Below are 23,489 nucleotides of genomic sequence, written 5' to 3' on the forward strand. Positions count from 1 at the left end.
GCCCTGAGCTGGGCCGTCCTCGGCAGGACGCCGGCCGCCACGAAACGGAAGGAACCGGTATGCGCATCCTTTTCGCCACCTACTCGGAGAAGACGCACTTCCTCAGCATGGTGCCGCTGGCCTGGACGCTGCGGGCCGCCGGTCACGACGTACGCGTCGCCAGCCAGCCCGAACTGGTCGACGTGATCACCACGGCCGGACTTCCGGCCGTCCCGGTGGGCACGGACCACGCGCTCTGGGCCGTGGCCCGGAGAATCCTCAACGAGCGCTTCGCCGCGTTCGATCCGCAGCTCTACCGCGAGACCCGGCTCGGCAGGACCCCGCCGTTCGACCTCCCCCGGCAACAGCACCTGATCACCTGGGAATATCTCCGCGGGGCCGACCGGGACGCCGCCGCCACGGCGCGGCTGATCAACTCCTCGATGCTCGACCAACTGGTCGCCTTCGCCCGGCACTGGCGGCCCGACCTGGTGATCTGGGAACCGACCAGCTACGCGGCCCCGATCGCCGCGCGGGCCGCCGACGCGCCCCATGTGCGGTTCATGTGGGGGCCCGACCACTACGGGGCGCTGCGCGGGCACTTCCGCCGGGTACGGGACGAACAGCCCGCGGCCGAACGGACGGACGCGCTGGCCGACTGGATCGGCGAGCAGGCCGCGCGCCACGGGGTCCCCTTCGGGGAAGACCTGATCACCGGCCAGGCCACACTCGACCAGCTGCCGCCCGCCCTGCGCCGCCGAGGCGATCTCGACTATCTGCCCATCCGGTACGTGCCCTACGGTGGCGCCGCGGTGCTCCCGGACTGGCTGCGCGAGCCGCCCGCGCGGACGAGGGTGGCACTCACCCTGGGGCTCAGCGCGACGGACCGCTTCGGCGGCTATGTGCTGCCCGTCGGCGAGATTCTCCGGGACCTGGGGGACCTCGACATCGAGGTCGTGGCCACCATCGCCGAGCAGGAGCGGAAGAAGCTCGGACCGGTGCCGGACAACGTACGGGTGGTCACCTTCGCCCCGCTGCACGCACTGCTCTCCACCTGTACGGCGGTGATCCACCACGGCGGCGCCGGCACCGTGGCCACCAGCAGTCTCCTCGGACTGCCCCAGCTGATCGTGCCGGACCAGGGCGACGGGGAGTACGCGGCGACGCGGATGGCGGAGCAGGGCGCCGGGATCCTCCTCCAGCCGGCGGACGCCGACGGCCCGAGCGTACGGGCCCGGCTGGAGCGGTTGCTGCGGGAGCCGGTGTTCGCCCGGCGCGCGGCGGAACTGCGCGAGGAGGTACGGGCGCTGCCGACGCCGCACGAGGTGGCCGGCCGGCTCGAGGAACTCGTCGCCCGGCTGCGGCGGGACGCGGGCCGGGAGCCGATACGCCGGGAGCCGGGCGGTCACCCGGTGGGACCGAGGGCCTGAACGGTGCGGTCGGGAATCCGGCCGGCCGTGTCAGGGATCCGGCGCGGTCACGTGCGGTCAGGGATCCGGCCGGTTCGGTCAGGAATCAGGCCCGTTCGGCCGGGAGTCCGACGGCGCGAGGAACTGGTCCAGCAGTCCGGGCACCGCGGTCCCCGCGAAGCCGATGCCGTCAGCCTCCGCCGTGTCCCGCACCGTGTACGCGCCGGACCCCGCCGGGGTGAGCGCGGTGACGGAGATCAGGCCCGCCCGGCGCTGGAAGACCGACTGCCTGATCTTCCAGCCGATGACCCCGGACCGCTGCAACGCCACGGTGCGCCGGGTGAGAGTCCCCGAGCGTATGACCACGTACGCCCCGCTGAGCGCGTGACCGAGGCTCCGGTACGCGTCCAGCCCGAGCAGTACGGCCGCCGGCGACAGCACCACCGCGACGGTCCACACGGCGACCCACGTCGCGGGTGGCAGCGCCCCGGGGAGGGCCGCGCCCACCAGCGTCGTCGTCAGACACAGCGCCGGCACCGCCGTCACCGCCCACACCACGCGTTTGCGCCGCGCGGCCGCGGGGTGCGCCCGGAGCGGTACGGCCAGCGGGCCCGCCTCCTCCCGCAGCACCGAGGCGGCCACCCGGTCGGCCGTCTCGCGCGGGGCGGCGGGCAGCAACGTGCCGTAGCCCGCCGCCTTCTTGTCGTCGTCCCCCGTGCGTATCCCGGTGCCCACGGCGTCCACCCGGGCCGCCCCGAACGGTCGGCTGCCCAGCGGTTCGGCCACGTCGACACCGCGCAGGCGCCGCTGTTCGATGGAGACCGAGCGGGTGGTGAACAGACCGCGCCGGCAGAGCAGGGTGGTCCCGCCCGGCTCCCGTTCCAGGCGGTAGTCCCACCACTGCTCGACGAACCAGACGAGTGATCCGAGCATGCCGACGGCGAGCCCGGCGGCCACCAGGACCAGGACCGCCGGCCAGATCCCGCCGTCGCCGAGCACCCCGGCGACATACTCCAACGCCGACTCCTCCAGATCGAACCGGCCGACGACCCTCAGCGCCAGGCCGACCACCACGGCGCCGATGGCGGGCGCCGCGAACGACACCGGCGCGTAGCGCAGCCAGCTCCAGTCGATGGCCGCGAGGAGGTGGGGACCCGCCACAGCGGTCTCCGGCTCGGGCTGGTTCAGCAGCGACCGCCTCAGCCGCTCCGCCTCATGGCGGTTCAACGGCGCCAGCTTCACGCGTTCCTTGTTGTCCTCGCCGCCCTGTCCGGTGCCTGCCGTCAACTCCGCGAGCCTGAACAGCCGGTGCAGGGGGCCGGCGGTCACATCCACGGTGCGCAGCCGCTCGCGGCGCAGCTTCCGCCCCGAACTCAGTACGAGATCGACGCGGACCTCGACGAACTCGTCGGTGATCCGGTACCGCACGGAGCGCCGGTGCAGCAGACCCGTCAGCGGGCTGAGCAGGATCAGGAGCGCGGCGACGGGCAGCACCCATGACAGGGCGGCGCCGAACCCGATGTCCCGGCCGAGGACGACGGTGGCGGGGACCGCGGCCCCGCAGACCGCCCCGCCGGTCAGGACGGCGGTGAGCCAGACGGTCCGCGGGTCCACCCGCCGCCAGCCCTCGTCCGCCGCCGGGCCGGAGCCGCCGCCCGCACCGCCCGCACCGCTCGTGCCGCTCGCACCGCTCGTACCGGTCATGTCGCGTCCCCCGGGGTGGCCTGGGCGAGCGCGAGCAGCCGCTCGGCCAGTTCGGTGGCTGTCGTGGCGTCGAGCCCGTGAAGTCGCAGTTCTCCCTTGGGCGAGGCCGTGGTCACCACCAGTGTGGCCAGGCCGAGGCGCTGCTGAAGCGGGCCCCGCAGGATCTCGACGGTCTGGATGTGCGACATCGCGGTGATGCCCCACTCCCGACGGAGGTACCCGCCCCGTACGTACACCGCCGTGCCGGTCACCTCCCAGCGGTGCAGGCGGAACCACCAGCGCGGCAGCAGCAGGACCGCCGCGACGGCAAGCGCAGGCAGCGCGCACAGGCCCACCCACGGCCACGGCGAACGGACCGCCGTCAGCAGGGAGACGAGCCCCCACGAACCGACGACCGCGGCACTGCCGCCGACAGTCAGCCGGACACGCCACAGGACAAGGGACCGGGGATCAACGCGACAAGCGGGCGGGCGGAGTCGGGCGGTCGAGATCTGCGCCAAGCTCTCCTCCTCGGATCACGGCGAATCCTAACCGCGCGCGCTCGCGGTGCCGATGCTCAGCGCGTACGCGGAGATCAGCCGGTCCGCCACCGCGCCGGACGGATCCGGCACGGGGCGGGGCGTGAGGGTCAGTCCCGGGCGGCGTAGCCGACGAAGTCGTTCCACGCGGTGGGGGAGAGGGCGAGTTCGGGGCTCCGCAGGTCCTTGGAGTCCCGGACGTGGACCGCCTGGGCGCCCTGCGCCACCTCGACGCAGTCGTCTCCCTGCGAGCCGCTGTAACTGCTCTTGAACCAGGTCAGGTCGGACGTGGTCATAGCGCTCCTCGCAATCGCTTCAGCAGGCCCACGGAGTCCTCGGGGGTCATGGCCTGCGAGCGCAGTTTCGCATACCGCTGCTGGAGCAGGCTGATCTCTTTCGGGCTGGAGATCAGCCGTCCGTTCTGCTGGCCCTCCGAGTAGGCGAACCACCGATTGTCCGGGGTCTCGGCCAGCCGCATCGGCCCGTCCACCCCCGCATGTACCGGTTGCCGCAGCGGCATCACCTGCAACTCCACGTTCCAGTTCCGCTCGACCAACCCCAGCAGATGGTCGAAGAGTTCCCGCGTCACCTCCTCCCCGCCCGTCCCCCGCTCCAGCACCGCCTGCTCCACGATGAAGCTGAACGCCGTCGGTGGCTTCCGTGTCACCGCCAGCAGCGCCTGCCGCGCCAGTCGTGCCGCGATCCGCTGCTCCATTTCCTCCGGGTCGGGCAGCGGCGGCACGGCCAGCGACACCGCGCGCGCGTACGCCTCCGGCTGCAACAGGCCCGGCACCACCCGGCACTCGTACGTGTACAGGCTGATCGCCGTGGCCTCCCGCCGGGCCCACTCGCGGAACCAACTCGCCAGCCCCGCCTGCCGCGTCAGGTGCGGCGCGGCCGCCCGCAGGGCGCCGGTGCCGCCGGTCGCCGCCTCCGCGCGTTCCACGAAGTCGCGGTCGGGCATGCGGCGGCCCTGCTCGACGGAGGCGACCGTGTGCCTGGAGAAGCGGACCAGCTCGGCGAACTCCTCACGGCTGAGGCCCGCGTGTTCTCGTAAGGCCTGGACCACCGCGCCGAAGGTGCGCAAACTGTCCGAGACCCCGGGCTCGCAACTCCCCGCGCCCGCCGCCCCGCCGTCCGTGTTCTCGTAGGCCACTGTCGGCCACCTCCCGCGCACACACCACGTCGTACCGCTTCTGACTCGGCCCCATCGTCGCGTTTCGGCGGGCGTACCGTCCACTTTCTGTGCGCGTACGCTGACTCAGCGTACGCGGATCGCCCGCAGGCCGGATCGTCTCTCGTCGTCGGGCGCGGACCGGCGAACCGCTCGCCGCGTACCGCTGTGGCCGGGATGGTCCACCGCTGATCGGAAGGCGGCTCGCGGACGAGCGCACGCGCGACGGCTGGTATTACTGGGGCATGCAGGAAGAGACGGCACGCTCCGCGATCGACACGTTCATCTCCGCGTTCAACGCCTCGGACGACAGCTATGTGACTGCCCTGCTCTCCCAGGCCCTTACCTCGGACGTGGTCTTCTGGGGGCCGTTGGGCCGCAGCGAGGGAATCGCGGCGGTCGAGCGGTTCGTGCTGGACATCCGGCGCCATCCGGCGGGGACCGGCACGATGGTGCGCTGCTCGGCGGTGGACATGCCTGGCGAGTGGGCCCGGTACCAGTGGGTCTTCACCACGCCTGACGGAGGCCCCCGCCTGGCGGGAACGGATGTCGTCCACCTGCGGCGGAGCCTCATCGACCAGGTCATCGTCTTCGCGGGAGAGATCGAGCCGTCCGCCTCCTGAGTCGTTCTTGCCCGGGTTCGCGTGGGGTGGCCGCGGTGGTCGAGCGGGCACGTCCCCGGCGTCACAGCTTCGCCGCCGCCCGTTCGATCATGCGGGTCGACTCCTCCGGGTCCAGTGCCTGGGAGCGGACCATGCCGAAGCGCATCGCGATGTCGCTCACCTCCGCCCGTTCGGTGACCAGGGAGCCGCCGTCCCAGGACTCCACGTAGGCCAGTTGCTCCCGTTCCACCGTCTCCACCAGCACCAGGGGGCCGTGTACGGCCGCCTGGCCCGACCGGATCAGGGGGAGGATCTGGATCTCCACATGGCGCAGGCGACCGCACTCCAGCAGCCGGCCGAGCTGTTCCCGCAGCGCGTCCCGGCCACCGATCGGGCGGTGCAGGACGCTCTCCTCGATGACGAAGACCAGCAGCGGCGGCGGGTTCCCGCGGGTCAGCAGCGCCTGCCTGGCCAGGCGGGCCGCGACATGACGGTCCAGGTCCTCGCCGTCGGGCGGCGGGAGGCGCGAGGCCATCAGCCTGCGCGCGTAGGCCTCCGTCTGGAGCAGCGGCGGGACCATCATCGGATCGTACGAGTAGCGGGCCATCGCCGCCGCCTCGATCGCCGAGAAGCTGCGGAAGAACAGCGGACGCTGGGCCAGACTCACCTGCTCCTGGAGCACGGCCAGCACTCCGCCCGCCTTCAATAACGTCTCCGCCGTGTCCGTGAAGGCGGGCTTCGCCGGTCTGCGGCCCTCCTCGATCGAGGCGATCTGCCGGTACGAGCACCCCACGGCGTCCGCGAGGTCCTGCCGGCTCAGGCCGGCCCGTTCCCGGAGCAGTCCGACGAGTTTGCCGTACCCGATCCAAATGCCCGGACGGTCGTCGTTCCGGGCCCGCTGGGGCTTCTTCTGGCGGCTCGTTCCCATGTGTCGTGCACACCTCGATTCACTACGTACGTCCCTCCTGGTCAGCGTATGTACGAGGCGGGCCCGGCATCCGGGGAAGCCGGAAAGTCGCCCGCGCAACCGGAACTCCGCCGCACACGTCCCTCCTCGTATGGGCGACAGCGAATCGAGAGTGCCTACGGCGACGAGCGGCTGGAGCGGCGCGCTCGCCGTCGTGGGCGGCTTCCTGACCGGGTTCGCCGTATGGGGACTCGGCGCCGCGCCCGGCCTGCGCGGCACGTTCGAGAGCGAGCGCGACCTCAGCCTGCTCTACGCCGATCTGCCGCTGATGCTGTTCGGCACGCCCGCGCTCGCCCTCGGAGCCTGGGCGCTCGTCGCCCGCACCAGGGCCGGCCGCGGGCGCGAGGGGAGGGCCGCTCTCGCCGTCGTCGCCGCGCTCGCGCTCGCCGGGTGGGGCGGTACGGAGTGGCTCCAGATGCGCACCGCGGCGTTCGTGCGCACCGAGGCCTGGTGAGCCGGCGCACCGGGACCCGGTGAGCCGCCCGCGCCGGCCGCACTTCTCCTCCCGCGAGACGCCGGCCGCGATCCGCGATCCGCGATCCGCGATCCGCGATCCGCGAGTCCTACGACGCCCTCACCCTCAGCTCGCCGATCCCCGTACGCGTCCGCCCCGCCGGCGCGCGCACCCGCACCCGTACGTGCCGTACCGCCGCCCCCGCCCGCCACGGCTGCCAGCGCGCGCCGTCCCGCGACGTCTCGATCTCGTACGCGGCGGGCTTCGGCCCCGTCCAGCCGGGCGTGACCGACGTGACGGGCACCGTGCGTCCCAGGTCCACCGTGAGCGCGGCCGTCGCGTCCGCCGGGACCCAGGCGGTGGCCGGGCTGCCGTCCACGGCGGCCGGGGCGTACCGGCCCGGCTGCTCCGAGGACGCCGTCGCCGCGCGGCACCGTGCCGCGTTGTCCGTCGGCGCCCGGTCCGGGCGGCGGGTGGGCAGCGTGAGCGTGGACTCCAGCAGCCGTGCGCCCGCCGGGGTGTGCACGGTGAACGGCTCGCCCGACCGCAGCCGGACCGTCGTCTCGCGCGCGCCGAGGGCGATGTCGTACACGCGCCCCTGCCAGCGCAGGCCGCGCACCGCGACCCCGGCCGCCAGCTGCGGCGGCAGCAGCGGGTCCAGCCGTACGCCGTCCTCCCGCAGCCGGAGCCCCGTCAGCCCGTGCGTGAACACCTGGAGGAAGCCGCCCTTCGCCGTCAGGAAGTCCTGCGCGGGCGAGCCGGAGAGCGGGTCGTCCGCGCCCGCCCGGTCGCCCTTCGCCTCCGAGAACAGCACGAACGGCCCCCGGACGAACGGCTCGACCGCCCGGCGCAGGTACGTGTACGTCGCACAGCCCGGCGCTCCGACGACCGCGGCGTCGATCGCGTGCACCGAGTCCGTCATCGCGGGCCCGTCCGGGTCGGTGCGCGCGGTGTAGTAGTCGAGTGTCGCGGCCGCCGCCCCGGCCGGCATCGGCCACTCGAGGGGGTACGTCAGCAGGACCGTGTCGGCCTGTTTGATGGCGGAGCCGGTGTAGCCGGCGTACTGGAGGTAGATCTTCCGCTCCGCGTCGTACGGGATCCGGATCCGGTCGGCGATCCGCGTCCACAGTCCGGGGGCCGGCTCGCCGACGAGCGCGGCGGCCCTGGTCGCGGCCCGGAGCGCGGTGGCGGCGCCCGCGTTGGTGAAGACCGCGTCCGTGACGCCGTTGCTGTACTCGTCGGGGCCCGCGACCTCCCGCACCGAGTAGCCGCCGTCGGCGTCGGCGGTGACCCGCGACGCCCAGAACTCGGCGATCCCGCGCAGCAGCGGCCAGCCGCGCTCGCGCAGCCAGGCGCGGTCACCGGTCGCCAGGTAGAACTGCCAGGCGGCGAGGGCGACATCGCTCTGGAGGTGGTTCTGGGTGACGCAGTGCGGCGGGTACCAACTCTGGCACTCCGTCCAGACGTCCCCCGTGCCGCCGCTGGTCCAGGGGAAGAACAGGCCCTGGAAACGGAGCTTGTCGGCGTTGCGGGCCGCGGCGGGGCGGGTGCGGTGGCGGTACTCCACGACCGTGCGCGCCAGTTCGGGGTCGGTGGCCAGCAGGCCGGGGAACATCCAGGTGTCCGCGTCCCAGAAGACCAGGCCCGCGTAGTCGTCGCTGCTCAGGCCGGCCGGCGCGACGCTGTCCGCGGCACCCTCCCGGACGGCCGTCAGCAGGCCGTAACGCGCGGCCCGCAGCCACAGTTGGAGCGCGGGGTCGCCGGGTACGTCGACGCCGGCCGCCCACAGCTTCGCCCAGGCGGCCGCGTTGGCGGCGTACAGCGCGTCCCAGCCCCGCCCGGCGGCCCGCCGCGCGGCGCCGAGCGCGGCCGGTCCCGGGGCGGTGGCCGTACGGGAGGTGTCGACGCCGACGTACTTGACGACGGTGTACGTGACGCCGGCCCGGAGCGTCACGGTGTGCGAACCGTCGGCCCGCGCCACGGAGGGGATCGTGCGGCCCGCAGCCGGGGAGGAGTCCGCACGGCTCGGCTCCCCGGGCGCGTTCCTACGGACGCCTTCGGACGGTCGCGGGAGCCGGAGGACGGAGGCGACGGCACCCGTCGTTCCCGTGCCGTGCGCCCGGAAGGACAGGACGCGCGCGCCGGCGCTCCCGTCCGTGCCGGTACGGGTGAGCCGCCGCGCCCCGCGCCAGTCCGGGTCGGCGCCGATGACCGCCGTCCCGCTCCAGCGCGGGGTCATGGTCAGCCGTACGGCCCCGACGTGCGGGTCGGAGCGGTCGGTGAGGACCTCGTACACCAGATCCGTGGCGCGGCCGTCGGCCGTGGTGCGGCGCAGCCGGGTGACGACCACCCCGCAGCGCAGCAGCAGACTCTGGCGGTAGGCGGAGATCCGGGCCCGCCCGCCGGGGGCGGAGGCGGACGTCCCGTCCCCGACGCGCACGTCCAGTGTCGTCCACGTGGGCAGGGCGGCGAGCACCTGCCGGCCGGCGGTGGTGGCCGGTTCGTGGGCGTACAGACCGGTGACGAAGGAGCCGTCGTAGCGCGGGCTGTACAGCGGCCAGCCGGTCGGCGTGCCCTCCTCGGCGTATCCGGAGCCAGACGGCGGGATCCGCGCGCCGAGGTAGCCGTTGCCGGTGTAGGCGTGGTGGCTGTCGGCCGGGTCGACGCGGACGGCGGCGGGGGACCAGCCGCGATCGGACTCCCGGCACGGGTCGGCGTCGCGGGCGGGGGAAGGGCGGACCGCCGGGGCGTGGTCGTCGTCGGCGTGCGAGAGGGGAGGGACGGTGAGGACCAGCGCGCCGGTGGCGAGCGTGGAGACGAGGAGCGGGGCGCGGAAACGGAGCAGGCGGGCGGGGGAAGGAGTGCGGCGGGTACGCGGGAGGCTCACGGGAGGACGGTACGAACGGCGGTACGGCCGGGGGCGTGGGGCGCGCGTGGTGAACGGCTGATTCCCGTCGCCGGACCGGGGCCCGGCCGGGCCGGGCGTGTAAGGCGCCCCGGCGTGTACGGCGCCCCGGCGTGTACGGCGCGGCCCCGGCGGGCGCGCGATGGCGTCTGCACGCCGAGCACGAGCGCCTCGCGCGGGCCTCCGGAAGGGTGTCCTCCCTGCGTACACCCAACTCATCACTTCGGGTGAATCTTTGGCCTCTGCTTGCGGTCAACAACCCACGGTTGCCAATCTGTTGCTGTCTGTCAACCTGATGGGTGTCCTGAGGGGAGTGGCCCGTGGCCTTCGGTGAGCAGCCCGCCTATCTGCGTGTTGCGAGCGATCTGCGCGAGAAGATCGTCAACGGTGCGCTGCCGCCGCACACCCGACTGCCGTCGCAGGCGCGCATCCGCAAGGACTACGGAGTCTCCGACACGGTCGCGCTGGAGGCCCGCAAGGTGCTCATGGCCGAGGGGCTGGTCGAGGGGCGCTCCGGCTCGGGGACCTATGTACGGGAGCGACCCGTTCCGCGCCGGATCGCGCGCTCCGGCTACCGGCCGCCGTCCGGTGCCAGCCCGTTCCGGCAGGAGCAGGCGGAGGCTGGCGCGCGCGGCACGTGGGAGTCCAGGAGCGAGCAGGGGGAGGCGTCCCCGGAGATCGCCGTCCGGCTGGGCATCGCGCCGGGGGACCGGGTGATGCGCACGCGGTACGTCTTCCGGGACGGCGGCGAGCCGATGATGCTCTCCACCTCCTGGGAGCCGCTCGCGCTCACGGGGCGCACGCCGGTGATGCTGCCCGAGGAGGGGCCCCTGGGCGGTTGCGGCGTGGTGGAGCGGATGGCGGCCATCGACATCGTCGTGGACAACGTGCTGGAGGAGGTCGGCGCGCGCCCGGGGCTGGCGGAGGAGCTCCTGGCGCTCGGCGGGGTCCCGGGGCATGTGGTGATGGTGCTGGAGCGGACGTACTACGCGTCGGGACGGCCGGTGGAGACGGCGGACGTGGTCGTGCCGGCGGACCGGTACCGGATCGCGTACCACCTGTCGGTGAAATGAACGCCCGAGGAGGTGAGCGACCGGGGCGTGGCGGGCCCGTGTGCCTCACGTGGTACGGAGGGCGCGTGGGGCAGGCCGGTTGATGCGTCGGCAAAGGTTTCGCGGGGGACACATGGCTTATGCGGGCGTCTGCAACATGAGTCAACGAAGGGGGCGCGCGGGGTCGCGTTTTTTGGGCGCGTTGTTGGCCGGATGCACACCTGTTTGTGAGACTCGATAACCGCTGAGTGAAGGTCAGGCGTAGGCTCCGGCATATGCGCATTGCGGTTTCCTGGAGAAGCTCACTGAGACGCGGTCCGGCCGTGGGAGACGCCCGATGAACGACACCGGAGCCGTGCTCCCCTGGCTGGTGATACGGCAGGACGCCAACGGCAACCGCTACCGCGTCGGTCAGTACGCCACCGAGGACGAGGCGCGGAAGATGGCGGACAGCCTGGACGGCCGCGCCGACGAGCGCCTGTACTGCGTGGAACGGGTCGGACAGGCCGCCGGTTAGGTGCCGCGTTACGCTCCGGCGTATGAGTGAGCGAGTCGTGGTGGCCGGTGCCGTCTGTGACCGTGGGCGGCTGCTGGCCGCTCGCCGCAGCGCGCCCGAGGAGCTGGCCGGCCGGTGGGAGCTGCCCGGCGGCAAGCTGGAGCCGGGTGAAGGGCCCGAGGACGCCCTGGTGCGCGAGCTCAGGGAAGAACTCGGCGTGGAGGCCCGGCCGGTGGAGCGGATCCCCGGTCGCTGGCCGCTCAAGCCCGGCTATGTGCTCGAGGTGTGGACCGTCCGGCTGCTCTCCGGCGACCCCCTGCCTCTGGAGGACCACGACGAACTGCGCTGGCTCGGTCCCGACGAGGCGTACACGGTGGACTGGCTCGACCAGGACCGCCCCGCCGTGGCCGAAGTGGTGCGCAGACTGCGCGCGGCAGCGCCGACGCGCCTCTGAGGCGCCCGGGTGGACCGCCCGGCCACGCGACGGACACCTGCAGCCCCTGAGCCTCGTGAGCCGCGGAGCCGCGTGAACCCCTGGGCCGCGTCGACGAACTCCCGGGCCCGGGGCGACGAGCCGCTCGGCCGTACGGCCCGCCGCGACCGCCGGGCGGCCCCCGCCTCCGCGCGTTCCTGGCGCCCCTCCCGGCAACGGCTCCGCGCGCCCTCGACGACCGTGCTTCCGGCATACTCCCCCGTACCCCCCTCATATGCGCCCCTCGTCGCCCGTGCTCCATTGGTGCCACCGTGCGCCCGCCGTGGCGGTAGCCGCTTTAGATATCGGGTATGTGCCGATTAGCCGCCCTATAAAGGATGCGGCCCCTTCCGTCGGTCTCGGGAAGTGATCGGCTTGATCGACGCAGCGGGTGGCGCGAGCGCCGAGTGGACCTTTCCCGCGGTGCTCGACACGGCGCACGACGCCCGGCACGCCGTGCACGAGACGCTGGATGCCTGGGGCCTGCCCCCCACGCTCCGCGAAATGGCGATCCTGCTGGTCAGTGAGTTGGTGACCAACTCCCTCCGGTACGCGACGGGCCCGATCGGGGTGCGGCTGGCGGTCCGCCCCGGCACCCCGGGCCCGTCCGCCGCCGGCCGCGCGGGCCCCGGGCCCGACGGCTCCGGACCCGATGGCTCCGCCCCGGCCGGAGCCGGCCGGGACGGCGGCGGCGCACCCGGTGGTTCACAGGGCGCACAGTGCGGGACAGGGAGCGCCGTCGAGGGGGAGGGCGCCGCTCTGCTGGTCGAAATCTCCGATGCGTTGCCCGATCCACCGGCCGCGCGACGCGCGGGCCCCGATGATGAAGGGGGGCGCGGTCTTCAGCTCGTGGCGTGTTCGTCACGCCGGTGGGGAACACGTCGGGGGAAGACGGGAAAGACCGTGTGGTTCGAGCTGCCGCTCCCTGGTTAGAAGTCTGAAGGGACAACGATCACGTCGACACGTCTCAAAAGGAGCGAGAGTGTGCTGTGATCGTGAACGCCGTGCCGACCGGAGCCGTAGTGCTGAATACTGCGGGTTAGGCCGGTCCGGTGCGTGAGCTGGAGGGGACGGTCGCGTGAGCGAGATATCTGGGACGGCGGGCGACGTCGTATGGCAGAGCAGTCCGCCTGGCTCGATCTATGACTACATAAGGGTCGCTTCCTTCTCGATCGGCCCCGACGGACTGGTCGATCAGTGGAGCGACCGGGCCGCCGAACTGTTCGGCATCGGCCCGCACGAGGTCAGGGGCAAGGACCCGGTCGAGGCGTTCATGCCCGCCGAGCTGTGGCCGCGTGGTCACCGCAAGGTGAGGGAGATTCTCGACGGCAAGGAATGGACCGGTCTGGTCCCTTTCGCGACGGGCGGGGAGCACGGCGTCGCCGAGATCTACGTCATGCCGAGCGAGACGGCGGCGGGCGAACGCGGTGCCCTGTGTCTCGTCGTCGACGTACGCGCGCTGCGCGGGATCGAAACCGACCTGATGTCCGCTCAGGCGATTTTTGGCCAATCTCCTTTTGGATTTATGCTCTTCGGTACCGACTTCACGATGCAACGAGTGAACGAGCGGTTCGCGACCGTCTTCGGCGGATCCATCGAGGACCACCGCGGCCGTACGGTCCACGACTACCTCTCCCGGCCCGAGGCCGACCGCATGGCCGACGCCCTCGCACAGGTGATGGAGAGCGGCAAGTCCGTCACCGACCTCCAGATCGTCGGTTTCGCCCCCGGCGTCGGCGAGCGCCGGCACTGGTCCGTCAATCTCTACCGGGTGCACAGCGGGTCCGGCCGCACCGTCGGGGTCGCCGTCGTCGGCACCGACGTCACCAACCGTCAGAACGCCGCCCGCGAGGCGGCCAGCGCCCGGCGCAATCTCGCGATCCTGAACGAGGCGAGCGCGCGGATCGGCAATTCGCTCGACCTGGAGACCACCTCCCGCGAACTGCTCTCGGTCGCCGTCCCCGGCTTCTGCGACCTCGCCTCGGTCGACCTCTACCAGTCCCTGCTCACCGGCGAGGAGGCGCCGCCCGGTCGCTGGAGCTCGTCCCGCGCGGACTCCGGCGGCGGCAGCGCCCGGCTGCGCAGGGTCGCCTTCGCCAGCGCCGTCTCCGACGTACCGCTGTCCGGTTCGGCCGGGGGGTACGACGGCGGGTACGTGCCGCCGGTGCTCGGCGCGGTCCACCGCTTTCCCTTCAGCTCCCGAAGGGCGGACGCGTTGCGCACCGGCCGGGTGCAGACGGTCCCGGGCGAGCTGGGCAGCCCGGTCCAGTCCACGCTCGCGGTCCCGATGGTCGCGCACGACAAGGTGATCGGGCTCGTGCAGTTCTCCCGTACGAAGGGCAGCGAGCCGTTCGGGGAGCGGGACCAGGCGCTCGCCGTGGAACTGGCCGCGCGGGCCGCCGTCTGCATCGACAACGCCCGCCTCTACCGCCGGGAGCACGAGCGCGCGCTGATCCTCCAGCGCAGCCTGCTGCCCCCGGGCGACCCGGAGGCCGCGGGACTCGACATCGCCTGCCGCTACCTGCCGGGCAACACGGCAACGGAGGTGGGCGGCGACTGGTTCGACGTCATCGAACTGCCCGGCCACCGCACGGCGCTGGTCGTCGGCGACGTCATGGGACGCGGACTGCGGGCGGCGGTGGCCATGGGCGAGCTGCGCACGGCCGTGCGGACGCTGGCGCTGCTCGACCTGGAGCCCGCCGAGGTGCTGTCCGCGCTGGACGAGATCGCCCGCGGCCTCGGCTCGCCGAGCGGCGCGCAGCACGCCTCACGGGTCGCGCACAAGTCCCGGGACGCGGACCTCGCCGAGGTCTACCTCGCGACGTGCGTCTACGCGGTGTACGACCCGGTCACCGGGCGCTGCACCTTCGCCAACGCCGGGCACCTGCCGCCCGTCCTGGTCGAACCGGACGAGGAGGCCCTGATGCTGGACGTACCGCCGGGCATGCCCCTGGGCGTGGGCGGGGAGCCGTTCGAGCAGGTGGAGGTCGATCTGGCGGAGGGCGCGCTGCTGGCCCTCTACACGGACGGGCTGGTCGAGTCCCGGGACCATCCGCTGGACGAGGGACTGAGCGGGCTGCGGGGGGCGCTGACCCGGGCGGAGCGACCGCTGGAGGACGTCGCCGACCATGTCCTGAGCACCTTGGACACCCGCCACGGCGAGGACGACATCGCGCTGCTGATGGCCCGGATCCAGGGACTGCCGGCCGACTCGGTGGGCGACTGGCGGCTGCCGCGCGAGCCGCGCTCGGTGGGACGGGCGCGGGAGCTGGCCCGTACGCAGCTGGTGGCCTGGGATCTCGAACCCCTGGTGGACACCGTGGAGCTGCTGGTCAGCGAGCTGGTCACCAACGCGATGCGGTACGGCGAGGGCGAGATCAGACTGCGGCTGCTGCTCGACCGCACGCTCGTGTGCGAGGTCTGGGACGCCGGGCTGGTGCAGCCCAGACGACGCCGGGCGCGGGACACGGACGAGGGGGGCCGGGGGCTGCAACTGGTGGGGCAGCTGAGCGCGGCCTGGGGCTCGCGCCGTACGCCGCGCGGCAAGACGGTCTGGTTCGAGCTGTCCCTGCCCGACGGGAAGCCGCTGCCGGAGCCCACGGTGGAGCAGCTGCTCAGCATGTTCTGACGGTTCTGATCGTGCCGACCGCTCCTACGGCGGCGTGGTGGCGCGGCCCGGCCCGCGTGCGGCTCCGCGCGGTGGGCGGCAGGACCGGGGAGGGCTCAGCCCCGGTCCTGCCGCCCACCGCCCGGAGTCGTACGGGTCCGTGCCCGCCGTTTGCGCTTGCGGAAGGAGTACGTGGCGACCACGGCGACCACCACGACGACGGCCACGGGCAGCACCAGGTTGCTCGCGGCACCGGCCTCGGGGGCGGTGTCGCCGGTCAGTACGACGGCCAGGGCGCCGGGGGCGGATCCGGCGACCGGCCACCAGGCCAGGACCAGCACGGCCGGAGTCACCTCCAGTACGGGGCGCGGCCGGCTATGTGCGGCGGGGATCGGCGTGCGGGGAGCGTCACAGTCGGAGGCTAAGCCCGTATCCGTACGTCCGCGACCCGACGGGTGCGTACGGAGCGACGGCGGCGGAACGGCCACGACCGTGCGGCCGACGGCGCCCCGGGGGCGCTTGACCGTGCCGACGCCGGCGCGCGGTCTCGGGCAGCCGGGCCGGGCCGGGGCGTGGCAGGTCCGGCCCCGCCCCCGGTAGCGGCCGCGCCGGGAGCTACTCGCCGCGGCGCCGGATCTTGTTCCCCAGCCACACCAGCGGGTCGTACTTCCGGTCCGCCGCCCGCTCCTTGAGCGGGATCAGGGCGTTGTCCGTGATCCGGATCCCTTCGGGGCAGACCTCCGTACAGCACTTGGTGATGTTGCAGTACCCCAGGCCGTGCTCGTCCTGGGCCGTCCGCTTCCGGTCGAGCCCGGACCGCTCCGCCGCGTCCAGCGGATGCATGTCGAGCTCCGCCACCCGCATCAGGAAGCGCGGCCCGGCGAACGCCGTCTTGTTCTCCTCGTGGTCCCGGACCACATGACAGGTGTCCTGGCACAGGAAGCACTCGATGCACTTGCGGAACTCCTGTGACCGGTCCACATCGACCTGCCGCATCCGGTACTCCCCGGCGGCCACCCCGGGCGGCGGCACGAACGCCGGTACCTCCCGCGCCTTGGCGTAGTTGAACGACACATCCGTCACCAGGTCCCGGATCACCGGGAACGCGCGCAGCGGAGTCACCGTGATCGTCTCCTCGCGCGAGAAGACCGACATCCGGGTCATGCACATCAGCCGCGGGCGGCCGTTGATCTCCGCGCTGCACGAACCGCACTTGCCCGCCTTGCAGTTCCAGCGCACCGCCAGGTCCGCGGCCTGGGTGGACTGCAGGCGGTGGATGATGTCCAGGACCACCTCGCCCTCGTTCACCTCGACGGTGAAGTCCTTCAGTTCGCCGCCGTCCGCGTCGCCGCGCCACACCCTGAACCGTGCCTCGTAGGCGGTGGACCCACTCGCAGTCACTCGTGCAACTCCTCTTCGGCGAGGTACTTGACCAGCTCCTCCTTGTCGAACAGGGCGAGCAGGTCCGGGCGGATGGGCTCGGTGGTGTGCCGGGACAGCGCGATCACGCCGTCACCCGGACCGGCCGGGTCCCCGGGGGCGTCTCCCGGTGACAGGGGCCGACCGGGGTCTTCCGGCCTCCCGGGCTCCTGGGACGCGGGCGCCACCAGGCGGCAGTGCAGGTTGATCCGGCGCCAGACGTGGTCCATGCCGGGCCGGTCCTCGCGGGTGTGGCCGCCCCTGCTCTCCGTACGCTCCAGGGCCGCCCGCGCCACGCACTCGCTGACCAGGAGCATGTTCCGCAGGTCGAGCGCGAGGTGCCAGCCGGGGTTGAACTGCCGGTGCCCCTCGACCACGACACGTCCGGCCCGGGTCCGCAGCTCGGCCAGTTTCGCCAGCGCGTCCCGCATCTCGTCCTCGCGCCTGATGATGCCCACCAGGTCGTTCATCGTCCGCTGGAGCTCCTGGTGGAGCGTGTACGGGTTCTCTGCGGGCTCCGAGGGCTCCGTGGCGCCGGCCGGGCCGTTCCCCGTACCGCCGCCGAACGGACGCAGTGCCTCGGCCGCCGCCGTGTCGATCAGCGCCTCGTCCGGGACCGGCCGGGCGCCGTCGAGCCCCATCGCGTACTCCGCCGCGTACAGCCCCGCCCGCCGGCCGAAGACCAGCAGGTCGGAGAGCGAGTTCCCGCCGAGCCGGTTGGAGCCGTGCATGCCGCCGGCGACCTCGCCCGCCGCGTACAGGCCGGTGACGCCCGGCGCGGCGGCGGTCTCCGAGTCGACCGCGACCCCGCCCATGACGTAGTGGCAGGTGGGCCCGACCTCCATGGCCTCCGCCGTGATGTCCACGTCCGCCAGCTCCTTGAACTGGTGGTACATCGACGGCAGCCGGCGCCGGACCAGCTCCGCCGGCATCCGGGTCGACACATCGAGGAACACCCCGCCGTGCGGCGAGCCACGGCCCGCCTTCACCTCGGCGTTGATGGCACGGGCCACCTCGTCACGGGGCAGCAGCTCGGGCGGCCGTCGGTTGTTGTCCGGGTCCTCGTACCAGCGGTCGCCCTCGTCCTCGGACTCCGCGTACTTCTCCTTGAAGACGTCCGGGATGTAGTCGAACATGAACCGCTTGCCCTCGGAATTGCGCAGCACCCCGCCGTCCCCGCGCACCGACTCGGTGACGAGGATGCCCTTCACGGACGGCGGCCAGACCATGCCGGTGGGATGGAACTGCACGAACTCCATGTTCAGCAGGGGAGCGCCCGCGAGCAGCGCCAGCGCGTGCCCGTCGCCCGTGTACTCCCAGGAGTTGGACGTCACCTTGAAGGACTTGCCGATGCCACCGGTGGCGAGGACGACGGCCGGTGCCTCGAGCACGAAGAAGCGGCCCGACTCCCGCTCGTAGCAGAACGCGCCGGCCACTCTGCCGCCGCTCGCGGGGGAACTGCCCGCCGGAGCGCCGGTGCCCCCCGCGTCCCCGGCGTCCTGGAGGACGGCGTCTTTGAGGACGCGCGTCACCGTGCACTCCTGATAGACCTTCAGCCGCGCCTCGTAGTCGCCGTACCGGCGGAAGTCCTCCTGTTGCAGGGCGACGATCCGCTGCTGGAGGGTGCGGATCAGCTCCAGGCCCGTACGGTCGCCGACATGGGCGAGGCGGGGGTACTCGTGTCCGCCGAAGTTGCGCTGGGAGATCCTGCCGTCGGGCGTCCGGTCGAAGAGCGCGCCCCAGGTCTCCAGCTCCCAGACCCGGTCCGGTGCCTCCCGCGCGTGCAGCTCGGCCATCCGCCACTGGTTGAGGAACTTCCCGCCGCGCAGGGTGTCGCGGAAGTGCACCTGCCAGTTGTCGCCGGAGTTGACGTTGCCCATGGAGGCGGCGATGCCGCCCTCGGCCATCACCGTATGGGCCTTGCCGAAGAGGGACTTGCAGATCACGGCGGTACGGGCGCCGCGTTCCCGCGCCTCGACGGCGGCCCGGAGCCCCGCGCCGCCGGCGCCGACCACCACGACGTCCCATTGATGGCGTTCGAGTTGGGTCATGTGGGAAGGTTCTCCGTCTCTCGCCCTCTGCGGGACAGGTCGGGTCGGCCCGGGTCCGCCCGGGTTCGCACGGTCGGCTCGGGCCCGCCCGGGCGGGTCAGAACAGGCGCGGGTCGTCGAAGACTCCCGTGGCCAGCAGGTAGACGTACAGGTCGCACAGCGCCACGCTGACCAGCGACGCCCAGGCGAGTTGCATGTGGCGGTTGTTCAGCTTCCCCACCCAGCCCCAGAGCCGGTAGCGCACCGGGTGCTTGGAAAAGTGCCGCAGCCGGCCGCCGATGACATGCCGGCAGGAGTGGCAGGAGAGCGTGTACGCCCAGATCAGCGCGGCGTTCACCAGGAAGATCAGCGAGCCGAGGCCCATATGGCCCCAGGCGTACTCCGCGTCGCGGAAGGTGAGCACGGTGTCGTAGGTGAGGACGCCCGCGACCGGCACGGCGGCGTAGAAGAAGTACCGGTGGGCGTTCTGGAGGATCAGCGGGAAGCGGGTCTCGCCGGTGTAGCGCCGGTGCGGCTCGGCGACGGCGCAGGCGGGCGGGGAGGCCCAGAAGCCGCGGTAGTACGCCTTGCGGTAGTAGTAGCAGGTCAGCCGGAAGCCCAGCGGGAAGATCAGGATCAGCAGGGCGGGGGACAGGCCCCACCAGCTGCCGAACAGCTCCCAGTTGGGGCCGTGCCGCATCGGGACGCAGTTCTCCGCGAGGCAGGGCGAGTAGAACGGGGAGACGTACGGCGCCGCGTAGTAGTCGGCGTTCGCGAACGCCCGCCAGGTCGAGTACACGACGAAGGCGAGCAGCCCGGCGGCGGTCGCGGCGGGCGTCAGCCACCAGCGGTCCGTACGCAGGTGGCGGGGGGCGATGGCGGCGCGCGAGGCGCCGCGGACCCCGGCCCCGCCGTGCGCGCCCGGGGCGGACCGGGGTGTGGTGCTCACATCGGGAGGTTCCGTACCGGTGGCCAAGGAGATCTCCAGGGGCTCCTAGGGGGCGAAACGGCAGAACGGTGCGGGGGCCGCGTCGCGGGGGAGTGCGGGGCGGCGGTGGCTGTCGAGGGGACGCGGGCCCCGGCTACGGCGCGCGTCGGTCCCGTACGCCCAGACCCTCGTCGTCCGAATCCGTCCACAGGGCGGTGTTGTACGGGGCGTCGGAGATGGTGACCAGATCGTCGGCGCGGCGGACGGGCTGGGGCCGGAACTCGTTCTCGTTCGCGCGGGCCAGGTTCCGCTCCAGCTGCGCGACCGTGCGGACCAGGTCGTCCAGGCTGCGCCTGACCGCCGTCAAATCGTCTTGCAGAGACACGAGTTGCCCTCACTTCCACTGTTTGGGTGGCATGCGGGGAGCCGTCGGGCGGCAGCCTCGGACGGCACTCTGGTGCGTCTAGCGAGTGTTCCGCGTCACATTTCTTTTTTCAAGGCCGGGTTCACCCCCCCCGGGGGTGTGGGTGAGGTGCGGCTCGGGAGACCCCCGGCCCGGCCGGGGACGTACCGGGCACCCCGGTCTCCGGCCCGCGGGGGTTCCGCTCTCCGGGTGAGGTTGGGGGCCCTCTCGCCGTGTCGGCCCCGCCGGAGGCCGCCCGTTCCCCTTCAGTGGGTGGACATGTGTGTGTGATCATCTATAAATTCGACAAACAGGACGAAGAGGTACACGTCATGTCCCACGTCGGCGCCCCACGCGGGAGGACATGCTCCCGAACACTCCGCTCCGTCGCCCTCGTCACCGCCGGTGTCCTCGCCCTGCCCGGGCTGTCCGCCTGCTCCTCGGACCAGGACGGCGGCGACGCCTCCGCCGCGCCGGACATCGCGCCCGCCGCGCGGGACGTGGTCTCCCAGGGTGGCACCCTGCGGTGGGCGGTCGACTCCGTGCCCGCCACCCTCAACGTCTTCCAGGCCGACGCGTCCAGTGCGACCAGCCGGATCGCCGGGGCGGTGCTGCCCTCCCTCTTCACCCTCGACAAGCGGGGCCGACCGCAGCACAACAAGGACTATCTGGAGTCCGCCAAGGTGGTCGAGCGCGAACCCAAGCAGGTCGTGCTCTACAAGCTCAACCAGCAGGCGGTCTGGAGCGACGGGCGGGAGATCGGCGCGGCGGACTTCGCGGCCCAGTGGCGGGCGCTGCGCGGCAAGGACTCCGCGTACTGGACGGCCCGTAACGCCGGTTACGAGCGGATCGAGAAGATCGAGCGCGGGGCGAGCAACCTGGAGGTCCGGGTCACCTACGCCAAGCCCTATGCCGACTGGAAATCCCTCTTCAGCCCCCTGTATCCCAAGGACATCACCGGTAAGCCCAACTCGTTCAACGACAAGGCCAGATCCGCGCTGAAGACGACGGCGGGGCCGTTCAAGGTCAAGTCGGTGGACCGCAAGGACAAGAAGGTCACGCTGGTCCGCAACCCCCGCTGGTGGGGCGACCCGGCCAAGCTGGACGCGATCGTGCTGAGCGCGGTGCCGAGGAACAAGCGCGCGTCCGCCCTCGCCGACGGCAAGATCGACCTGGCGGAGCTGGACACCAAGGGGGCGGAACGCATCTCTTTGGCGCTCGCCGACACGGGAACCGAAGGCCAGGCGCTCAACCACGGCCCCGGCGCCGAGATCACTCCCGCCTCCGCGCTGCGTTCCTGGGCGCTGGCCCACGGATCCGACGACGAGAAGGCCGAGGAGGCGCGGATCGCGCGGGAGCAGACGGCGGCGGCGATCAAGCGGTACGCCCGGGAGCAGAAGGCCCTGCGCCGCTACGAGCTGCGCAAGTCGCTGGAGCCCGCCTACACCCAGCTGGCCATGAACGGGGAGTCGGGGCCGCTGGCCGACGAGCGGGTACGGCGCGCCATCGCCCGCGCGATCGACCGCCAGGAACTGGCCGACCTGGTCCTCAAGCCGCTCGGGCTGCCGGCGCGGCCGCTCGGCAGCCACCTGGCCCTGCTCGGGCAGGAGGCGTACGCGGACAGCAGTGACGCGCTCGGCGAACAGGACACGAAGGAGGCGCTGGCCCTGCTGGCGGACGCCGGCTGGACGCCCGGCGGGGCGCTGAAGAAGGCCGGGGTCAAGGCCGGTTCCGAGGGCAAGAAGAAGGCCGCCGACGCGGACCAGGAGGACGGCGGCGACGAGGGGAACGAGGACGGCGGCAACTCGGACGAGAAGCGGTCGGGGACCGAGGGGTCCGCCCCGGACGAGCGGCACGCGCGGTCCGGGCCGGTCGAGGAGCGGCCGTCCGAGCGGCGCGCGCAGGGGCGGGGCACGGCCGAGGAGGAGCGGGCCGGGGAAGGACGGCGGGAGAGGGCCGAGGCGGCCGGCCGCGAGAAGGAGGCGCGGCGCCCGGCCGAGCGGGCCGACACGGCGCAGGCGCGTCAGCAGCGCCCGGCGGAGCGCGAGCCGGAGCGCAAGACCGGCACGGGGAAGAAGCCGGTGGAGCAGAGCGCCGCCGACGAGGCGGCCACCGACGAGGGCACGTACATCGTCGGCCAGGACGGCAAGCCCGGCGAGGCGCGCCGGGACGGCAAGCCCGGCGAGGCGCGCCGGGACGGCAAGCCCGGCGAGGCGCGCCAGGACGGCAAGCCGCCCGCCGTGGCGCACCAGGACGACAGGCCCGGCCGGGCCCTTCCGTACAGCCCGTTCGCCCCCGAGTTCTCCCCGGGCAAGGCGACCGACACCCACTTCCAGGAGGCCCCGCTGCAGGGCAGGTCCATGCTGCGCAGGGGCGCGTTCTTCGAGGACTCCGGCAGCCGGCAGCAGCCGGCGCGGGCGGCCCAGGAGCCGCAGGACAAGAAGCAGAGCGGCGTGACGGGCGCCTACGCGCCCCGGGGCACCGCCGCCCCCGCCCCGGTGGGCGGGCCGCTCGGGAAGAACGGCAAGCGGCTCACCCTCCGGTTCGTCCTGCCCAAGGGCGAGGGGTCGGAGTCCCTGCGCGCGGTCGGTGAGCGGATCGCGCGGATGCTCGACCGGATCGGGATCGGTACGGAGATCACCAAGGTCGACGACGCCTCGTACTTCAAGGACCACATCGCCTCTGGCGTCTACGACCTGGCCCTCTACTCCTGGCCCGCCACCGCCTACCCGGCGACGGACGGCCGGCCGATCTTCGCCAAGCCGGTGCCCGCGAGCGACGGTTCGCTGCTGGTGGAGCAGAACTACACACGGGTCGGCACCAACCACATCGACCAGCTCTTCGACCAGGCGGTCGCCGAACTGGACGAGAAGGCGGCCCGCGATCTCGTACGGCGGGCGGACGCGCGGATCTGGGCGGCGGCCGGTTCCGTCCCTCTCTACCAGCGCCCGGAGCTGGTGGCCGCGAAGCCGGGGCTGGTGAACGCGGGAGCCTTCGGCCTGTCCACCCCCCGCTACCAGGACATCGGCTTCCAGAAGGCCGGATCGGCCGGGCCGGACGGCAAGAAGAAGTAGCGAACACCCGCCGACGCGCAGGGGACGGGCAGGCGAGGGACAGGAGAGGGAACGGGGAGAACGGGCGGAGAAAGCGGAGAAACCGATAATCGACTTGCCCGCCGGCCGTGCCGGCGGGCAAGCTCGTGCCCGTCCCCGACCCGGGCAGTTCCCCGCGGTTTCTCCTCCTCGTGGCGCCCCCCACGCGCCCCGCGCCCCCCGTTCCCCTCCACCCTCGCGCCCAGTCCCTCGAACGGGGCGGGAAGCCCCTCTCCGCCCGGCCCCGTACCATGGGACGAGCCGTGGCGTGTCCGCCC

20 protein-coding genes are annotated in these 23,489 nt (G+C 72.8%); 9 read left to right on the forward strand and 11 right to left on the reverse strand.

Features of this window, described 5'->3' with window-relative positions:
* The first annotated feature begins 59 nt into the window (after nucleotides 1-59).
* Nucleotides 60-1,409, forward strand: coding sequence for an activator-dependent family glycosyltransferase (locus tag ACU6P3_RS22580; protein WP_447193863.1), 1,350 nt, complete (start codon nucleotides 60-62; stop codon nucleotides 1,407-1,409).
* 78 nt (nucleotides 1,410-1,487) lie between these two features.
* Here ACU6P3_RS22580 and ACU6P3_RS22585 read toward each other — a convergent pair whose 3' ends face one another.
* The 4 genes from ACU6P3_RS22585 to ACU6P3_RS22600 form a co-directional block, all read right to left on the reverse strand.
* Complete coding sequence (locus tag ACU6P3_RS22585) at nucleotides 1,488-3,092, reverse strand: PH domain-containing protein (RefSeq protein ID WP_447193864.1); 1,605 nt, start codon at nucleotides 3,090-3,092, stop codon at nucleotides 1,488-1,490.
* Nucleotides 3,089-3,592: a PH domain-containing protein gene (locus tag ACU6P3_RS22590; RefSeq protein WP_447193865.1), complete on the reverse strand. Its 504-nt coding sequence runs from the start codon at nucleotides 3,590-3,592 to the stop codon at nucleotides 3,089-3,091. Before ACU6P3_RS22590 ends, ACU6P3_RS22585 begins: the two co-directional genes overlap by 4 nt.
* 128 nt (nucleotides 3,593-3,720) lie before the next feature.
* Complete coding sequence (locus ACU6P3_RS22595) at nucleotides 3,721-3,906, reverse strand: DUF397 domain-containing protein (RefSeq protein WP_447193866.1); 186 nt, start codon at nucleotides 3,904-3,906, stop codon at nucleotides 3,721-3,723.
* Entirely contained in the window at nucleotides 3,903-4,766 is an 864-nt protein-coding gene (locus ACU6P3_RS22600) for a helix-turn-helix domain-containing protein (RefSeq protein ID WP_447193867.1), read from the reverse strand. Before ACU6P3_RS22600 ends, ACU6P3_RS22595 begins: the two co-directional genes overlap by 4 nt.
* Nucleotides 4,767-5,029: 263 nt before the next feature.
* On the opposite strand from ACU6P3_RS22600, the gene ACU6P3_RS22605 reads away from it, so the two are divergent.
* A complete protein-coding gene (locus tag ACU6P3_RS22605) occupies nucleotides 5,030-5,407 on the forward strand; it encodes a nuclear transport factor 2 family protein (RefSeq protein WP_030278697.1) in 378 nt (125 codons plus the stop codon).
* 61 nt (nucleotides 5,408-5,468) lie between these two features.
* Here ACU6P3_RS22605 and ACU6P3_RS22610 read toward each other — a convergent pair whose 3' ends face one another.
* Nucleotides 5,469-6,314, reverse strand: a complete 846-nt coding sequence (locus tag ACU6P3_RS22610) for a helix-turn-helix domain-containing protein (protein WP_447193868.1) — start codon at nucleotides 6,312-6,314, stop codon at nucleotides 5,469-5,471.
* Between the two features lie 151 nt (nucleotides 6,315-6,465).
* On the opposite strand from ACU6P3_RS22610, the gene ACU6P3_RS22615 reads away from it, so the two are divergent.
* A complete protein-coding gene (locus ACU6P3_RS22615) occupies nucleotides 6,466-6,807 on the forward strand; it encodes a hypothetical protein (protein WP_447193869.1) in 342 nt (113 codons plus the stop codon).
* A gap of 109 nt (nucleotides 6,808-6,916) precedes the next feature.
* Here the strand turns inward: ACU6P3_RS22615 and ACU6P3_RS22620 are convergent, their stop codons facing one another.
* Nucleotides 6,917-9,694 (reverse strand): discoidin domain-containing protein, encoded by a 2,778-nt coding sequence (locus ACU6P3_RS22620; RefSeq protein WP_447193870.1) that lies wholly within the window; start codon nucleotides 9,692-9,694, stop codon nucleotides 6,917-6,919.
* Between the two features lie 338 nt (nucleotides 9,695-10,032).
* Here ACU6P3_RS22620 and ACU6P3_RS22625 point away from each other — a divergent pair, with 338 nt between their 5' ends.
* The 5 genes from ACU6P3_RS22625 to ACU6P3_RS22645 all read left to right on the forward strand — a co-directional run bounded on the left by ACU6P3_RS22625 (nucleotide 10,033) and on the right by ACU6P3_RS22645 (nucleotide 15,360).
* Complete coding sequence (locus ACU6P3_RS22625) at nucleotides 10,033-10,785, forward strand: GntR family transcriptional regulator (protein ID WP_447193871.1); 753 nt, start codon at nucleotides 10,033-10,035, stop codon at nucleotides 10,783-10,785.
* Nucleotides 10,786-11,101: 316 nt separating this feature from the next.
* On the forward strand, nucleotides 11,102-11,281 hold the full coding sequence (locus ACU6P3_RS22630; RefSeq protein ID WP_030749770.1) for a hypothetical protein: 180 nt from the start codon (nucleotides 11,102-11,104) through the stop codon (nucleotides 11,279-11,281).
* Nucleotides 11,282-11,303: 22 nt separating this feature from the next.
* Nucleotides 11,304-11,714, forward strand: a complete 411-nt coding sequence (locus ACU6P3_RS22635) for a (deoxy)nucleoside triphosphate pyrophosphohydrolase (RefSeq protein ID WP_447193872.1) — start codon at nucleotides 11,304-11,306, stop codon at nucleotides 11,712-11,714.
* A gap of 384 nt (nucleotides 11,715-12,098) precedes the next feature.
* Nucleotides 12,099-12,665, forward strand: a complete 567-nt coding sequence (locus ACU6P3_RS22640; RefSeq protein WP_447193873.1) for an ATP-binding protein — start codon at nucleotides 12,099-12,101, stop codon at nucleotides 12,663-12,665.
* A gap of 145 nt (nucleotides 12,666-12,810) precedes the next feature.
* Nucleotides 12,811-15,360 (forward strand): SpoIIE family protein phosphatase, encoded by a 2,550-nt coding sequence (locus ACU6P3_RS22645; protein ID WP_447193874.1) that lies wholly within the window; start codon nucleotides 12,811-12,813, stop codon nucleotides 15,358-15,360.
* A gap of 95 nt (nucleotides 15,361-15,455) precedes the next feature.
* Here the strand turns inward: ACU6P3_RS22645 and ACU6P3_RS22650 are convergent, their stop codons facing one another.
* The 5 genes from ACU6P3_RS22650 to ACU6P3_RS22670 form a co-directional block, all read right to left on the reverse strand.
* Nucleotides 15,456-15,692 carry a hypothetical protein gene (locus tag ACU6P3_RS22650; RefSeq protein WP_447193875.1) on the reverse strand — a complete coding sequence of 79 codons (237 nt, stop codon included), beginning with the start codon at nucleotides 15,690-15,692 and terminating at the stop codon, nucleotides 15,456-15,458.
* Between the two features lie 262 nt (nucleotides 15,693-15,954).
* Nucleotides 15,955-16,740, reverse strand: coding sequence for a succinate dehydrogenase/fumarate reductase iron-sulfur subunit (locus ACU6P3_RS22655; RefSeq protein ID WP_344270210.1), 786 nt, complete (start codon nucleotides 16,738-16,740; stop codon nucleotides 15,955-15,957).
* On the reverse strand, nucleotides 16,737-18,809 hold the full coding sequence (locus tag ACU6P3_RS22660; protein ID WP_447193876.1) for a fumarate reductase/succinate dehydrogenase flavoprotein subunit: 2,073 nt from the start codon (nucleotides 18,807-18,809) through the stop codon (nucleotides 16,737-16,739). The genes ACU6P3_RS22655 and ACU6P3_RS22660 overlap by 4 nt, the downstream gene beginning before the upstream one ends.
* Nucleotides 18,810-18,906: 97 nt before the next feature.
* Entirely contained in the window at nucleotides 18,907-19,764 is an 858-nt protein-coding gene (gene sdhC, locus ACU6P3_RS22665; protein ID WP_447193877.1) for a succinate dehydrogenase subunit SdhC, read from the reverse strand.
* A gap of 106 nt (nucleotides 19,765-19,870) precedes the next feature.
* Nucleotides 19,871-20,101 carry an Rv0250c family protein gene (locus tag ACU6P3_RS22670; RefSeq protein WP_447193878.1) on the reverse strand — a complete coding sequence of 77 codons (231 nt, stop codon included), beginning with the start codon at nucleotides 20,099-20,101 and terminating at the stop codon, nucleotides 19,871-19,873.
* 350 nt (nucleotides 20,102-20,451) lie between these two features.
* On the opposite strand from ACU6P3_RS22670, the gene ACU6P3_RS22675 reads away from it, so the two are divergent.
* The gene (locus tag ACU6P3_RS22675; RefSeq protein WP_447198018.1) at nucleotides 20,452-23,193 is read left to right on the forward strand and encodes an ABC transporter substrate-binding protein; all 2,742 of its coding nucleotides are present in this window, start codon (nucleotides 20,452-20,454) and stop codon (nucleotides 23,191-23,193) included.
* Nucleotides 23,194-23,489: the final 296 nt, after the last annotated feature.

It is taken from the genome of Streptomyces hebeiensis (assembly GCF_052983195.1).